This window comes from Tahibacter sp., from assembly GCF_032229445.1.
In the GTDB taxonomy this organism is placed as follows: Bacteria; Pseudomonadota; Gammaproteobacteria; order Xanthomonadales; family Rhodanobacteraceae; genus Tahibacter.
Map to the genome: position 1 here is coordinate 15,399 of NZ_JAVTWC010000021.1, position 14,231 is coordinate 29,629.

The 14,231-nt window shown below is 67.4% G+C and carries 12 protein-coding genes; 7 read left to right on the forward strand and 5 right to left on the reverse strand.

Going from position 1 to position 14,231, the window contains the following annotated elements:
- Nucleotides 1–77: 77 nt before the first annotated feature.
- Both map and RUU78_RS04930 read right to left on the reverse strand, forming a co-directional pair.
- On the reverse strand, nucleotides 78–845 hold the full coding sequence (gene map, locus RUU78_RS04925; RefSeq protein ID WP_313914264.1) for a type I methionyl aminopeptidase: 768 nt from the start codon (nucleotides 843–845) through the stop codon (nucleotides 78–80).
- Between the two features lie 113 nt (nucleotides 846–958).
- Nucleotides 959–3,517: a hypothetical protein gene (locus RUU78_RS04930; protein ID WP_313914266.1), complete on the reverse strand. Its 2,559-nt coding sequence runs from the start codon at nucleotides 3,515–3,517 to the stop codon at nucleotides 959–961.
- Between the two features lie 348 nt (nucleotides 3,518–3,865).
- On the opposite strand from RUU78_RS04930, the gene rpsB reads away from it, so the two are divergent.
- Nucleotides 3,866–4,753, forward strand: coding sequence for a 30S ribosomal protein S2 (gene rpsB / locus RUU78_RS04935; RefSeq protein WP_313914267.1), 888 nt, complete (start codon nucleotides 3,866–3,868; stop codon nucleotides 4,751–4,753).
- A 127-nt stretch (nucleotides 4,754–4,880) separates the two neighbouring features.
- Nucleotides 4,881–5,759, forward strand: coding sequence for a translation elongation factor Ts (gene tsf / locus RUU78_RS04940; protein WP_313914269.1), 879 nt, complete (start codon nucleotides 4,881–4,883; stop codon nucleotides 5,757–5,759).
- A gap of 178 nt (nucleotides 5,760–5,937) precedes the next feature.
- Here tsf and RUU78_RS04945 read toward each other — a convergent pair whose 3' ends face one another.
- Both RUU78_RS04945 and RUU78_RS04950 read right to left on the reverse strand, forming a co-directional pair.
- A complete protein-coding gene (locus RUU78_RS04945) occupies nucleotides 5,938–7,983 on the reverse strand; it encodes an alkaline phosphatase (protein ID WP_313914270.1) in 2,046 nt (681 codons plus the stop codon).
- An 89-nt stretch (nucleotides 7,984–8,072) separates the two neighbouring features.
- Nucleotides 8,073–8,618: a hypothetical protein gene (locus RUU78_RS04950; RefSeq protein WP_313914272.1), complete on the reverse strand. Its 546-nt coding sequence runs from the start codon at nucleotides 8,616–8,618 to the stop codon at nucleotides 8,073–8,075.
- A gap of 385 nt (nucleotides 8,619–9,003) precedes the next feature.
- On the opposite strand from RUU78_RS04950, the gene pyrH reads away from it, so the two are divergent.
- Entirely contained in the window at nucleotides 9,004–9,720 is a 717-nt protein-coding gene (gene pyrH / locus RUU78_RS04955; RefSeq protein WP_313914274.1) for a UMP kinase, read from the forward strand.
- Nucleotides 9,721–9,815: 95 nt separating this feature from the next.
- Here the strand turns inward: pyrH and RUU78_RS04960 are convergent, their stop codons facing one another.
- The gene (locus tag RUU78_RS04960; RefSeq protein WP_313914388.1) at nucleotides 9,816–10,535 is read right to left on the reverse strand and encodes a YebC/PmpR family DNA-binding transcriptional regulator; all 720 of its coding nucleotides are present in this window, start codon (nucleotides 10,533–10,535) and stop codon (nucleotides 9,816–9,818) included.
- Nucleotides 10,536–10,828: 293 nt separating this feature from the next.
- On the opposite strand from RUU78_RS04960, the gene frr reads away from it, so the two are divergent.
- The 4 genes from frr (at nucleotide 10,829) to RUU78_RS04980 (ending at nucleotide 14,231) form a co-directional block, all read left to right on the forward strand.
- Entirely contained in the window at nucleotides 10,829–11,386 is a 558-nt protein-coding gene (frr, locus tag RUU78_RS04965) for a ribosome recycling factor (protein WP_313914391.1), read from the forward strand.
- 61 nt (nucleotides 11,387–11,447) lie between these two features.
- Entirely contained in the window at nucleotides 11,448–12,167 is a 720-nt protein-coding gene (gene uppS / locus RUU78_RS04970) for a polyprenyl diphosphate synthase (RefSeq protein WP_313914394.1), read from the forward strand.
- A 61-nt stretch (nucleotides 12,168–12,228) separates the two neighbouring features.
- Nucleotides 12,229–13,044 carry a phosphatidate cytidylyltransferase gene (locus RUU78_RS04975; RefSeq protein WP_313914276.1) on the forward strand — a complete coding sequence of 272 codons (816 nt, stop codon included), beginning with the start codon at nucleotides 12,229–12,231 and terminating at the stop codon, nucleotides 13,042–13,044.
- Entirely contained in the window at nucleotides 13,041–14,231 is a 1,191-nt protein-coding gene (locus RUU78_RS04980) for a 1-deoxy-D-xylulose-5-phosphate reductoisomerase (RefSeq protein ID WP_313914278.1), read from the forward strand. The genes RUU78_RS04975 and RUU78_RS04980 overlap by 4 nt, the downstream gene beginning before the upstream one ends.

Genomic DNA, 14,231 nt, shown 5'->3' on the forward strand with positions numbered 1-14,231 from the left:
CTGCGTCGCGGGCCTCGCAAGCGCATGAGGATCTTCTGCATTCCCGCGAACCCGCGTTGCGCGGCAGGAACGACCGCTCAGGCCGCCGTGGGCCAGGGCGTCAGGATTTCGACACCGTCGTCGGTCACCGTGACGGTGTGCTCCCATTGCGCCGACAGCGAATGATCGCGCGTGACCACGGTCCAGCCGTCGGGCATCAGCCGCGTCGCCGCCTTGCCCGCGTTGATCATGGGCTCGACGGTGAAGCACATGCCTTTTTCCAGGCGCATGCCGGCGCCGGGCTTGCCGTAGTGCAGCACCTGCGGTTCTTCGTGATATACGCGGCCGATGCCGTGGCCACAATACTCGCGCACGACGGAAAAGCCGGCCGCTTCCGCGTGTTTCTGAATGGCGTGGCCGATGTCGCCGAGATGCGCGCCGGGCTTGACCTGGGCGATGCCGAGCATCATGGATTCATACGCGATGGTGCACAGGCGCTGTGCGCGGACCTCGGGCTTGCCGACGTAGTACATGCGGCTGGTGTCGCCATGGAACCCGTCGCGGATGACGGTGACGTCGATATTGACGATGTCGCCGTCCTTGAGAATCTTGCGTGCGTCGGGAATGCCATGGCAGATCACATGGTTGACCGACGTGCAGATGGTCTTGGGAAAGCCCCGGTAGCCGAGGTTGGCCGGAATGGACTGCTGCACGCCGACGATGTGGTCGTGGCAGATGCGGTCCAGCTCGTCGGTCGAGACGCCGGGCTTGACGTATTGCCCAATCATTTCCAGCACTTCGGCGGCGAGCGCGCCTGCGATGCGCATCTTGGCAATGTCTTCCGGGGTCTTGATCGTTACGGGCATGGCTTCCTCGGGTGGGGTCCTGGCGCAGCGCAAGGCGCGGCGATCATAACAGGCCGCACTGTGCCGACGGGCCCGGCGCAGATGGCGCCGGGGCGCCCCGGGCGCAAGCCCGTTCAGTCGAAACCGTCTGCGAAAAGCGCCTCGGGCAGACGGCGGATCTGCCAGGGCTCGCGGCCATGCGCGCCGTCTTCGGCGCTGAAATAGACCGCGGCGGGAGTGCGGCCCAGGAAGAACGGCGTCGCCGACGAACCGCCCGGGTAGATCTCCGGCAACGCTGCGATCTCGCGGCCGTCCGCCGATGACTGGCACAGCTCGTTGCCGCGGCGCGTGTTCTCGCACGAGAACACCACGCTGTCGTCATCGATCGCGGCAATGAAATACGGCGTCGCCGTCAGCGCGCCCGGGAGCTCCACGGCACGCGTGCCGATCGGGGTGCCGTCGGTGACTATATAGCGCTGCTTGCAGGTGTTGCACTGGGCATACAGGTGCACGTGACCGCCGGCACCGGCCAGGCGCGAGATCGCGCTGTCGAGCAGCAGCACGGTGCCCGAAGCCGAGCCGTCCGTGGACCACAGCTGCCCGGCCGACCCGAAGCCGAGGGTAAACACCAGGTGGCTGCCGGCGCGCGCGGCGCCATACATCGATCCGATCGGCACCGGCCGCACGGCGACGGTGCCGCCGACGCTGCCGTCGGTCGCGAACAGGTCGCAGGCGTAGCTCGGCGTGCAAGCGACAAAGTACAGCTTTCCCCCAAGCACGGCGTCCTGCGACGCGTCGAGACGGCTCAGGATCTGGCGTCCTTCGAGCAGCCGGAAGGTGCCGGCGAGCGTGCCGTCGCTGCGCCAGATGTCGTTATGGACGTCGCGCCAGAGGATGGCCACGCCGCCGATCTCGCCGATCGACTCTGCGCGGAAGAAGATCTCGCTGCTGAGCGTCGTGCCGCCGGTGGCCGGGTCGATGCCGCACAGGCCGAACGTGTCGCCGCAGACGTAGATCACGCCGCGGCCGCCGCCGTAGCCCTGCATCCACGTGTGGCCGAACAGGGGCACGACCGGCATGGCAGACGTCAGCGCCGCATCGGCGTAGTAAAGCGAATAATCCGCCGCGATCATCACGCCACTGCCGGCGTAGGCCAGTACCCGGCGCGGCAGCCAGTCGCCCAGCAAGCTGCTCGGCAGGGGCTGCGTGCCGGCCTCGGTGCCGTCGGTGCGCCACACCGCGGAGCGCACGACGCCGCTGCCGTCCGGGCTGCGGCCCGGCGTGAAGTACAGCGTGTCGCCGATCGCGGTCCACGATTCCACGCCGCTGAGCCCACCTTGCGTTTCCGGCCAGATGTCGTGCAGGCGGCGCGTGCCCGCGGCCGTCCCGTCGCTGAGCCACACCTCCCGTTCGGCGAAGGTGCTGCCGCCGCCGATGCGCACGTCGCCGAGCAGGGCCGAGTCGTAGAAATTCAGCGACGTGGGCGTGATGGTGCTGACGTTGCCGTCGGCGAGCACGATGCGGGTCGCGTCGCCGCTGCTGGCCAGGACGATCGCGTCACCGACCGGATAGACGGATTGCGCCGTCGACGGCACTTGGCCTGACGACGAGGAGAACAGCCGGCGGGTGCCGGCCGCGGTACCGTCGCTGATGTAGATTGACGGCACGAAGCTGCCGGCGGATCCCGAGAACGCCTGGAACAGCACGAAACCGCGATGCGCGATCAGCCAGCCGTTGGTGTCCAACGGACCCGGCAGCTCGACCAGCGGCTGCGGCGCCGCTGCGCCCGCCGCGACGCGCTGCAGCCAGGTCGCGTGGGCCGTGCTGTTGCCGGTGAAATAGAGATCCGTGCCCTGCGCGACGAGCGCGGTGGCGATGCCCGTCGTCGAAGCAGCGAATTGCACGGTGCCGGCCGGCGTGCCGTCGCTGCGCCAGAGCAGCCAGCCGCCGCCCTGCCGCGTGTACAGGAAATAGCAATAGCCAGCGGCGGCGGCGCTGTCCACGACATAAGCGTCGTCGGGCAGCGACGCCAGAACGCTCCCGCCGCCGGGCAGGCCGTTGGTCTTAGCGAGCCGCATGCCGCCGTCGCCGGCACCGGCGACGACGGCCGAACCGTTCACGGCGCAGCCGTCGTACACGACAGAGAGCGGAAAGCCGGCGTCCTGTGGCAGTGCGAAGGTTCCCTGTGGCGTGCCGTCGGTCGACCAGACCCCATAGCCCTGGCCCACCAGACGCAGCAGCGCGCGGCCGGGCAGCGCGACGACTTCTTCCGCGGTGCCGGGCGGCCACACCCAAGTGTCACCCAGCGACGTCAGCCGCTGTGGACTGCCGCCCTCGGTTGAAATGGACCAGAGCTGGCGCCCGGCGACGCGGTCGTCGGCCGAGACGATCACGCGGTCACCGACCACGGCGACCGGCTCCGGCGACGAGCCGTCCGGTCCGGCCGCGATGTTCGCGAGCAGGCGCAAGTTGCCCTGCGCATCGGTCGAGTAGACTTCCTCGCCGGTGTCGACAGCGGACGCAGCGAAGTAGACGCGCCCGCCGAGCGTGCGGAAGTGCTGCGGCGAAGATCCACGGTTGATTGGACTCGGATCGACATCCTTGACGAGGCTGGCGCGCAGCGGTGGCAGCGCCGCCGAGGTGCTGGGCATGACGGCAAGGTAAAGCACGGCAGTCAGCAGCAGGATGCGCATGGCGGGTCATCGGCGTGAGGCGGCCGGATTCTAAGGCAAACCAGCGGCGACCCCGTCGGTCCGCGACGCGGTCCCGCGCCTCCGCCGGCCCAGCGCACCGGCGCTTGCCGCGGCGTGGCCCGACCCGCTATGCTTCCGCGGATTTCCTGCCCCGGCCGCTTGGCCTAGGCGCGAAATCCAGGCCGGGAGCAAGTCCCGCCACCACGGCAATCCTGCCGAATCCACACACGTTTCGTCACCGCTCCGGGGTGCTTCGCAAGAAGTCGGTCGCGGGGAAGCGTGGAGGCCACAACCCCGGGCGGCAGCACTGCACATCGACCGTGCGCGCCCACTTTTCGGAGCACCACCATGCCTCAAGTCACCATGCGCCAGATGCTGGAAGCCGGCGTCCATTTCGGCCACCAGACGCGCTACTGGAACCCTAAGATGTCGCCGTACATCTTCGGCGCCCGCGGCAAGATCCACATCATCAACCTCGAAAAGACCGTGCCGCTGTTCGGCGACGCGATGAATTTCCTCTCCGGCCTGGCGCAGAAGCGCGGCACTATCCTGTTCGTCGGCACCAAGCGCTCGGCGCGCGAAGCGGTCAAGGAAGAAGCCGAGCGCTGCGGCATGCCGCACGTCGCGGCCCGCTGGCTCGGCGGCACGCTGACCAACTTCCGCACCGTCAAGCAGTCGGTCGCGCGCCTGAAGGAACTCGAAGCCATGGCCAGCGACGGCCGTTTCGAGCGCTTGGTCAAGCGTGAAGTGCTGGGCCTGCAGCGCGAGTCGGAAAAGCTCAACATCTCGCTCGGCGGCATCAAGAACATGAATCGCCTGCCCGACGCGCTGTTCGTGATCGACATCGGCCATGAAGACATCGCGATCAAGGAAGCCAAGAAGCTCGGCATCCCGGTCATCGCGGTGGTCGACACCAATTACGACCCGACCCTGGTCGACTACGCGATCCCGGGCAACGACGACGCCATCCGCGCCGTGCAGCTCTACGTCCGCGCCGCTGCCGACGCCGTGCTGGAAGGCAAGGCCGCCGCGCCGCAGACCGCGGGCAGCGACAAGGACGAGTTCGTCGAGCTCGACGCCCAAGGCCACGTCAAGGCCGCGACCGACGATTCCCCGCGTGGCCGCAAGCCGGGTCCGCCGCCGCGTGGCAAGCCGGGCTCGAAGCCGGGCCAGCGTCCGGGCGGCCCGCCGCGTCGCAACGGTGGTGGCGGCCGTCCGGCCCCGCAGGGCGAGTAATACCGCACACGCACCGGGGCGCCGTTCATACGGCGGCCCCGGCCGCGTCATGACCCTGTCGTGACGCCGCAACACGATTCCGTTTCCTGGCGCGATGCGAATCGCCGCCGCAACTATCGAGGTTTACATGGAAATCACCGCGAGTCTGGTCAAGGAACTGCGCGAGCGCTCGGGCGCCGGCATGATGGAGTGCAAGAAGGCACTGACCGAGAACGCCGGCAACATCGACGCAGCGATGGAATACCTGCGCAAGTCGGGCCTGGCCAAGGCCGACAAGAAGGCCGGCCGCGTCGCTGCGGAAGGCCGCATCGTGCTCGCCCAGAACGGCGGCAAGGCCGTGCTGGTCGAAATCAATTCGGAAACCGATTTCGTCGGCAAGGACGATAACTTCGTCTCCTTCGCCAACGCCGTCGCGCAGATCGCACTGCAGAGCGGCGCGAACGACATCGACGCGCTGAAGGCTGCGGCCTACACCGGCGGCGGCACCGTCGAGGAAGCGCGCCAGGCCCTGGTTGCCAAGGTCGGCGAGAACGTGCAGGTGCGTCGCATGGCCACGGTCGACAGCAGCGGCACCGTCGCCGGCTACGTCCACGGCGGCCGCATCGGCGTGCTGGTGGAACTCACCGGCGGCAACGAAGAGCTGGCCCGCGGCATCGCCATGCACATCGCCGCGATGAATCCGCCGTACGCCAAGGCGTCGGAAGTCCCGGCGGACTTCATCGCCAAGGAAAAGGAAATCGAGCTGGCCAAGATGACTGACAAGGACAAGGCCAAGCCGGCCGAAATCCTCGAAAAGATCATCGGCGGCAAGATCGCCAAGATCGTCAACGAAGTCACCCTGACGGGCCAGCCCTACGCGCTGAACACCGACCTGACCGTCGAAGCCGTCCTCAAGAAGGAAGGCGCCGATATCGTCGGCTTCAAGCGTCTGGCCGTCGGCGAAGGCATCGAGAAGGTCGTGGAAGACTACGCCGCGGAAGTCATGAAGCAGGCCGGTCTGGCCTGATCGCCAACGCCGCGCGTTGAACACCAAAGGCCGCAGCTCACGCTGCGGCCTTTTTTTTTGTGCGCCACACGGCCCTATCGCACAAGAAAAAGGGCGCGCAGCGATGGTCCGCTGCGCGCCCTGGTCCGTATTGCGAAACGACGCGCCGGCTGCCTTCGGCAGCGACGTGTCCGGCGCCTTACTTCACGCCACCTACCACGATCTGGCCGAGCTTGAAGAACACATCGGTGTTGTCGAACGTGCCGCTGAAGCTCGATGCGCCGAGGCCATAGGCCGACAGCGGGATGTCGGTACCCGTATGCGCGGCCTGGTCACCGGCGACCTGGCCGGTGATCAGCGCACCCTGATCCTTGTTGCGCACGCTCGGGTTCGCCGGCGACTGCGCCGGTGGGAACGGCTGCTGCGAATCGCGCGTCGGGAATGCATTCGGCAGCCAGTTCTCGTAGCGGTCGGCGTTGGCGCCGTAGCCGATCAGCATCTTGTTGTTGATGTTCGTCGTGACCGGATAGCCGTCGGCCGCCATGGTGTAGCGCGGGAACCTGGCTGCCTCGTAGACGCCGACGACATTCTTGCCCTGCAGCTTGTCCGCTTCGAGCTGTGCCGCGGATACAGTCGCCGCACCGATGATGGCCGCACCTGAGCATTCGTGATCGGCGGTGACGATGACGATGGTGTCCGGGTTGGTCTCGGCGAAGCGCTTGGCCACGGCGATGGCGCGGTCGAACTCGAGCACGTCATGGATCCAGCGGTCGGTATCCATGAGGTGCGCCTGCTTGTCGATCGACGCGGCCTCGATCATCGCGACGAAGCCGTTCGGATTGCGCGCGAGCACCTTCAACGCCTTGTCGGTCATGTCGTCCAGCATCGGCTGGTCGGGAAAGCCGAACGCGTCGACGACGTCGCGGTTGCCGCGACGCGCGGCGATCTTGTCGTAGGACACGTTCATGTTCGAGTAGGCGAACAGGCCGAGCAGCTTGTCCGGCGTACCGCGCGCGAACGCGGCATTCAGGCCGGCGTTGTCCGGCGCATAGGCGAAGCCGGCTGCGACGAAGTCGCCAATCAGGTCGCGTTCCGGATCGAGCTTGCCGGGCGCCACGTCCCAGCCGCGGACGATGTCGGCGGGCAGCACGTAGTCGTTGCGGGCGGAGCGCTGCGAACCGTTGGCGGGCTGCGGGCTCGTGGCGCCGCCCACGTTGGGCAGGAACCACTTGCGGCCGCCGCCCATCAGCACGGACAGGCCGGTCTTGTTCCGTTCGTCGAGGAACTGATCAACGATGCCGGTGCCGTTGCCGCGCAGCGCGGTATGCACCGCGTTGGCCGCCGGTGTCGCGTCGAACACGTCGGACGTGGTCACGATGCCGAGGGCCTTGCCCTGCAGCATGTGCAGGTATTCGGACAGGTATTCGATGCGCGGATTGTCGAATGCGGCCAGGGTGTCGTCGGGGAACACGCCCTCTTCGTTGTTGTTCGCCTTGTTGCCCGACACGTAGTTGGCCATGCCCGGTGCCGAGTCCGTGACGATGGAGTTGAGCGACGCGGTCATGACCTGGCCGCTGTACGGGAAGGTGTCCATCGCGAGCTGCCCGCGCGCCTTGCCCTGGGCGTAGCCCTTGGCCATGATGCGCGCCGCCGTGCGGTGCGCTGCGCCCATGCCGTCGCCGACCAGGATGATGACGTTCTTGGCGGTCTTGCCGCCCTGGGTGATGCCGACGACTTCGAAATTGCCGCTCGCGCTGATCGCGCGGCCGCTGCTGGTGCGCGCGATCACCTTGAATTCGTGCACACCGGGCGTGTAGTTCGAATAGGCGCGGAAACTCAGCACGGCCGTATTGGACGGCAGGCCTGCAGCCAGCACGCAGCCGCTCGCCCCGGTGGTCTTGCCGTCGCGGATGCAGGTCTCGGCAGCGCCGGTTTCGGTCACCGTGCCGTTGCGCGCGAGACGCGAATCGTTGGCGCCGCCGCCCAGCGGCAGCGGACCGTTGATCCAGACGCCGTCGACGAGGAACTGGAAGCCCACGACGGTCTCGCCAACGTCCGGCTGCACCGTGGCCTGCAGGTCGAAACGCTGGCCCGGCAGGAAGCGCGAAATGATCGGATCGGGCGTGCCCGAGGCGAACAATTCGCTCGGTGGGGTCAGGCGTGAAACGGTGGCGGCCTGAACTGAAACAGCCAGCAGGCCAAGGGCAGTGCCCAGGGCGAGACGGGAAATCGTCATGCGGCGCATGGTGCGCTCCTTGCGTACGAGGGAGGGGAGGATTCAGGTGAACGGCGTGGGGCAGTCGTGCGGCGGCGCGCCACACGACGCAGCAATGTCTACTTGTTTGCTTTGCGCAGAATCTTGCCGAGCGCGGGATCGAGTTCGAGGCGCAGCGGGAATACGCGCCCCGGCAGGTCGTCGCTTTCGACGCTGCCGACGCGCAGGCGTCCGGTGACCTGGATCAGCCCGGGCATGTGGCCACTGCGCAGCTGCGCCTGATCGGGCATCTCGACCAGAACGGCGCTCGGCGGCAGATCGTCGGCGAGGCCTTCGTCGGCATCGCCAAGCACCGCCGGCAAGGGACTCAGTACGAAGCCGCCGTCGACACCGGCTCGCACCATGTAGCCGACCAGGCGCACGCGGCGGCCGTCGAGTTCGGTCAGTCGCTCGGTGAGCTCGAGGCCGCGCGGACCTACCGGCAGCTTGAACACGTCGCGGAAGCGCAGCTCTGCCACCTCGCGCGGCGGCTCGCCGAGCTGGCGTTCCACTGCGAAGGCTTTCGGCGTGCGCTTCAGCGCCGGCGGCAGATCGGCGTGCTGGTGAGCAGCGGCGAGCGCGCTGACGGCACTCATGAGACTGACAGCGACCCAACGACGGAACATCGGCAACTCCCCGGCGGCGGCAGGCGGATGCCGCGCGAATGCGGCGGACAGTAGCCAGAGTTTGTGAAAAGCCGATTACGCGATGCGCGACGAACCGGCGCGTGGAGTGGTCGGCGAGCGCGCCTACGCGGCGCGGACCGCGCGACCGGTCCCTTCGGCGCCGCGTCGTCGACGGCGCGCCACGCGCGTCGATCCATCGCGAATACGGCGCCGGTGGTGGCGCCTCGGCCGCAGCCTGCGCGCATCGTTACATTCGGCGCAGGGGTGCTTGCTGTATGATCGCGCGCATTTTGGGCCGCCCGGCTCCGCGTATTTCCGCGACCTGTGTCGTTCCGGCTGTCGCGCCGGAACGACCGAGCGTGCCCAGCTCAGAAAGGACTGCTCCATGCCCAACGAGATCAAGTACAAGCGCATCCTGCTCAAACTCAGCGGCGAAGCGCTGATGGGCCAGGCCGACTACGGCATCGACCCCAAGGTGCTGAATCGTCTGGCCAAGGAAATCATCGAAGTCCAGCGTGCCGGCGTACAGGTCGGCGTCGTCATCGGCGGCGGCAACATCTTCCGCGGCGAAGGCCTCGCGAAAGCCGGCATGGATCGCGTGACCGGCGACAACATGGGCATGCTGGCAACGGTCATGAACGCACTGGCGATGCAGGATGCGATCGAGAAACTCGGCGCCTATGCGCGCGTCATGAGCGCGATCAAGATCAACGAGGTCTGCGAAGACTTCATCCGCCGACGTGCGATACGCCATCTGGAAAAGGGCCGCGTCGCCATTTTCGCCGCCGGCACCGGCAATCCGTTCTTCACCACCGATTCCGCCGCGGCGCTGCGCGCAATCGAAGTCGGCGCGGACCTGCTGCTAAAGGCAACCAAGGTCGACGGCATCTACAGCGCGGACCCGAAGAAGGACCCGACTGCGGAGCGCTACGACAGGCTCACCTACAGCGACGTGATCCAGCGCAACCTGCAGGTCATGGATACGACCGCCATCGCGCTGTGCCGCGACAACAAGATTCCGCTGCGCGTCTACGACATGGGCGTGCCCGGGAATCTGCTGCGCATCGCGCGCGGCGAACACGTCGGCACACTGGTGACGTGAAGCGAGAAACCAGGGACGAGGAGTGAGCAATGAGTGAGAGCGAGCGTGCCGCGCTTTCCGCTCATTTCTCACTCCTCTCCACTCGTTCCCGCCGGCTAGCTCTGCATGTCCGCGTTGGAATAGACGTTCTGCACGTCGTCCAGATCTTCGAGCATGTGGATCATCTTGAGCACGGCCTGGGCCGTGTCGCCGGAGACGGCGATATCGTTGTCGGCGCGCAGGCCGACTTCGGCGTGTTCGGGCTTCAGGCCAGCCGCCTCCATCGCCTGCTTGACCGCCTCGAAACTGTCTGGACCGACCAGCACATCGATGGAACCGTCGTCCGGATAGACCACGATGTCGTCGGCGCCGGCCTCGATCGCCGCGTTCTCGACCGCTTCCTGGTCGGTCCCCGGCAGGTAGCTCAGCACGCCCAGTTTCCTGAACATGAAGGACACCGATCCGTCGGTGCCGAGATTGCCGCCACATTTGGTGAAGGCATGCCGCACGTCGGCGACCGTGCGGACCTTGTTGTCGGTCATGCAGTCGACGATGACCGCGACGCCTCCGGGGGCATAGCCTTCGTAGCGGATTTCCTCGTAGTTGACACCTTCGAGCTCGCCGGTCGCCTTCTTGATCGCGCGCTCCATCACGTCGCGCGCCATGTTCACGGCCAGGCCCTTGTCCATCGCAAGACGCAGGCGCGGGTTGGCCTTGGGGTCGCCGCCACCTGCGCGCGCCGCCACCGTGAGTTCACGGATGACCTTGGTGAAGATCTTGCCGCGGCGTGCATCCTGGGCGTTCTTGCGCCCTTCAATGGCCATCAATCTGCCCATTGCGAAATCCTGTTGTGCCGGAAAATTGGGCCCGGATTGTAGCCTGCGGGCACGGTCCGCGCTGCCCCTTCCGGCGGCTTCCCAGCAGATCATCGTTTGTTGAGAAAGGAGCAAAGCCCCTTTCTCAATCGAACGGCGCAAGCGGAGCTCGCGCACGTTCTCCGGGAATCAATCGCCAGCGCGATTGACCCTCGGGCGATCCATCCGTGGATCGCCAGCAGGCTGTTTATCAACAGCCTGCTGGGCCGCTGCTATACTCCGGCCGCTTTGTTCCGGCCCAAGGATTTGCCGTCATGATCAACGACATCAAGCAAGATACCCAGACCCGTATGGCCAAGAGCGTGGAAGCGCTGCGGCATGACCTGCAGCGCCTGCGCACGGGCCGCGCGAGCACGGCGCTGGTCGAACACATCAAGATCAATTACTACGGCAGCGAAATGCCGTTGTCGCAGGTCGCCACCGTCGCCGTCCAGGACGCGCGCTCGCTGACCATCACGCCGTGGGAAAAGACCATGGTGCAGCCGATCGAGAAGGCCATCATCGGCTCGGACCTCGGCCTCAACCCGACCACCGCCGGCACCGTGATCCGAATCAACCTGCCGCCGCTCACCGAAGAGCGCCGCAAGGTCCTTTCCAAGCAGGTGCACGGCGAAGGCGAAGACGCCAAGGTCGCCGTTCGCAACGTGCGCCGCGACGCGATGCAGCACGTCAAGGAACTGCTCAAGGAAAAAAAGATCACCGAGGACGAAGAGCGCAAGGCCGAGGACGACATCCAGAAACTGACCGACAAGGCGATCAAGGATGTCGATGTCGTGGTCAAGGCGAAAGAAGATGAACTGATGGCGCTCTGAGCGGAGCACGATCCTGGATCCGCTCACTCCGCCGTCCGCGGCAGTCACCGGCGACGGCCGGCTGCCGCGCCATGTCGCGATCGTCATGGACGGCAACGGACGCTGGGCACGCAAGCGCCTGCGTCCACGCAGCTTTGGCCATCATGCCGGCCAGAAGGCCGTGCGCAATGCGATCGAATTCTGTCTGCGCCGCGGCATTGCGGCGCTCACGCTGTTCGCGTTCTCCAGCGAGAACTGGCAGCGGCCGCAGGACGAGGTCAGCGCGCTGATGGAGCTGTTCCTCAAGGCGCTGGACCGCGAGGTCGATGAACTGCACGACCACGGCGTGCGCATCCGCTTCGTCGGCGAACTGGCCGCGTTCGCGCCGGCGTTGGCCTCGCGCATGCGCGGCGCAATGGACAAGACCGCGGCCAACACCAAGCTCGCCCTGAACATCGCCGTCAACTACGGCGGGCGCTGGGACATCGCCCAGGCCGCCGCGCAGCTGGCGCGCGCGGTGCAGGCCGGCGAGATCGATGCCGCGCGCATCGACGAGCACACGCTGTCTCCGTATCTCTGCCTCGCCGAACTGCCGCCGGTGGATCTCTTCATCCGCACCGGCGGCGAGCAGCGCGTCAGCAATTTTCTGCTCTGGCAGATCGCCTACGCGGAAATCCATTTCACCGCGACGTTATGGCCGGACTTCGACACTGCGGCCTTCGAACACGCGCTGGCCGACTATGCCGGGCGCGAGCGGCGCTTTGGCAAGACCAGCGCGCAGATCGCCGCGGGTGCCGGATGATCCCCGCTTTTTTCCGCGGTTCCACTGACCAACGGAGTGCGCCGAGCCCGTGGCTTCCCCGATGAAAACGCGCATCCTCACAGCCCTCGTGCTGGCGCCAGCGGCGATAGCGCTGATCCTGTTCGCACCGACCGTCGTGCTCGCCGCGATCGCCGGAGCGGCATTCCTGTATGCGTTGTGGGAATGGACGCGGATGCTCGGCCAGCGCGACAACGGCCTGCGCGCCGCACTTGTCACGGTCAATGGACTGGCCATGCTCGGCCTGTGGCTGTCGCGCGGCAGCGCCTGGTGGTGGGCCGTGATACTTGCGGGCGTCGCCTGGTGGCTGGTCGCGGCACTGTGGTTGCGACACTTCAGCTTCGGTGTCGCACCGACCAACCAGAACACCGCGCTCAAGCTGACCGCCGGCTTCCTCATCGTCGTACCGGCCTGGTGCGGCCTGCTCCAGGTGCACGGCGGCGTGGACCACGGCCCGTGGTGGACGCTGTTCGGCCTGATGCTGGTCTGGGTCGCCGACAGCGGCGCCTACCTTGCCGGCAGCCGTTGGGGCACGACCAAGCTCGCGCCGCGGATCAGCCCGGGCAAGACCTGGGCCGGCGTCTACGGCGCACTCGCCGCCTCGGCCGCGGTCGGCGTGATCGGCGCCTGGTTGCTCGGCCTGCGCGGTCTGGCCCTGGCCGGCATCTTCCTGCTCGCGATGCTGACCGTGCTCGCCTCCATCGTCGGCGACCTGTTCGAGAGCCTGATCAAGCGACATGCCAGCGTGAAGGATTCGGGCGACCTGTTCCCCGGCCACGGCGGCATGTTCGACCGGCTCGACAGCGTATTCGCGGCGCTGCCGGTCTGGGCGGCCGGGCTCGCCCTGCTGCGCGCATGAGGAACATCGCCGTACTCGGCGCGACGGGCTCGATCGGGACCAGCGCGCTGGATGTGATCGCGCGCCATCCACAGCGCTTCCGCGCCAGCGTGCTCGCGGCGCACCGCAGCAGCGAGGCCCTGGCCGTGCTGTGCGAGCGCTTCGTGCCGGACCTCGCCGTGATCGCCGACCCGACGCTCGAGGCCGACCTGCGTGCGCGCGTGCAGCGCGCCGGCCTGCCAACACGCGTGGCCAGCGGCGCCGAGGCGCTCACCGGAGCGGCCGCCTCCAGCCTCTGCGATACGGTGGTCGCCGCGATCGTCGGTGCTGCGGGGCTGGAGTCGACCCTGGCCGCCGCGCGCGCCGGCAAGCGCCTGCTGCTCGCGAACAAGGAGGCCATCGTCATGGCCGGGCCGCTGCTGCTCGCGGCCCTGCGCGAAGGCGGCGGCGAGCTGCTGCCGGTGGATTCGGAGCACAACGCGCTGTTTCAGGCGTTGCCCGCGGCGGCCGCGACGCGTCGTGCCGGCCTCGCCGAAACGGGCGTGCGCAAGCTGATCCTGACCGCGTCGGGCGGTCCGTTCCGTGGCCGGACGCGCGGCGAACTGGCCGCGATCACGCCGGAACAGGCCGTCGCCCACCCGAACTGGCGCATGGGCCGCAAGATCTCGGTCGACTCCGCCAGCCTCATGAACAAGGGGCTCGAAGTCATCGAGGCGCATTTCCTGTTCGACGCCGCACCGGACCGTATCGAGGTCGTGGTCCATCCGCAGAGCATCGTCCATTCGCTGGTCGAATACGCCGACGGCTCGGTGCTGGCGCAGCTCGGCCATCCCGACATGCGCACGGCCCTGGCCTATGGCCTGGCCTGGCCCGAGCGGATCGAGGCCGGGGTCAGGCCACTGGACCTGGTCGCGCTCGCGCGCCTGGATTTCCAGCCGCCGGACCTCGACACCTTCCGCTGCCTGGGCCTGGCCTACGCGGCGCTGCGCTGCGGCGGCACGGCGCCGGCCGTCCTGAATGCGGCCAACGAAGTGGCGGTCGCGGCGTTCCTTGACGGACAGCTGCCCTTCCTCGCGATCAGCGAAGTCATCGAAGCCTGCCTGGAAAAGATTCCGCCTGAACCCGTGGCCAACCTGGCCCAACTCATTCAGACGGACTTAACCGCCCGGGCTACCGCGCAACGTATGATGCGCCGCCTGCACTGTTGA

Bases quoted from the DNA above. Each gene is read 5' to 3' on its own strand.
- RUU78_RS04980 (WP_313914278.1), top strand. From the start codon at position 13,041: ATGAGGAACATCGCCGTACTCGGCGCGACGGGCTCGATCGGGACCAGC.
- RUU78_RS04950 (WP_313914272.1), bottom strand. From the start codon at position 8,618: ATGTTCCGTCGTTGGGTCGCTGTCAGTCTCATGAGTGCCGTCAGCGCG.
- RUU78_RS04945 (WP_313914270.1), bottom strand. From the start codon at position 7,983: ATGCGCCGCATGACGATTTCCCGTCTCGCCCTGGGCACTGCCCTTGGC.
- RUU78_RS04930 (WP_313914266.1), bottom strand. From the start codon at position 3,517: ATGCGCATCCTGCTGCTGACTGCCGTGCTTTACCTTGCCGTCATGCCC.
- rpsB (WP_313914267.1), top strand. From the start codon at position 3,866: ATGCCTCAAGTCACCATGCGCCAGATGCTGGAAGCCGGCGTCCATTTC.
- tsf (WP_313914269.1), top strand. From the start codon at position 4,881: ATGGAAATCACCGCGAGTCTGGTCAAGGAACTGCGCGAGCGCTCGGGC.
- pyrH (WP_313914274.1), top strand. From the start codon at position 9,004: ATGCCCAACGAGATCAAGTACAAGCGCATCCTGCTCAAACTCAGCGGC.
- RUU78_RS04975 (WP_313914276.1), top strand. From the start codon at position 12,229: ATGAAAACGCGCATCCTCACAGCCCTCGTGCTGGCGCCAGCGGCGATA.
- RUU78_RS04960 (WP_313914388.1), bottom strand. From the start codon at position 10,535: ATGGGCAGATTGATGGCCATTGAAGGGCGCAAGAACGCCCAGGATGCA.
- map (WP_313914264.1), bottom strand. From the start codon at position 845: ATGCCCGTAACGATCAAGACCCCGGAAGACATTGCCAAGATGCGCATC.
- frr (WP_313914391.1), top strand. From the start codon at position 10,829: ATGATCAACGACATCAAGCAAGATACCCAGACCCGTATGGCCAAGAGC.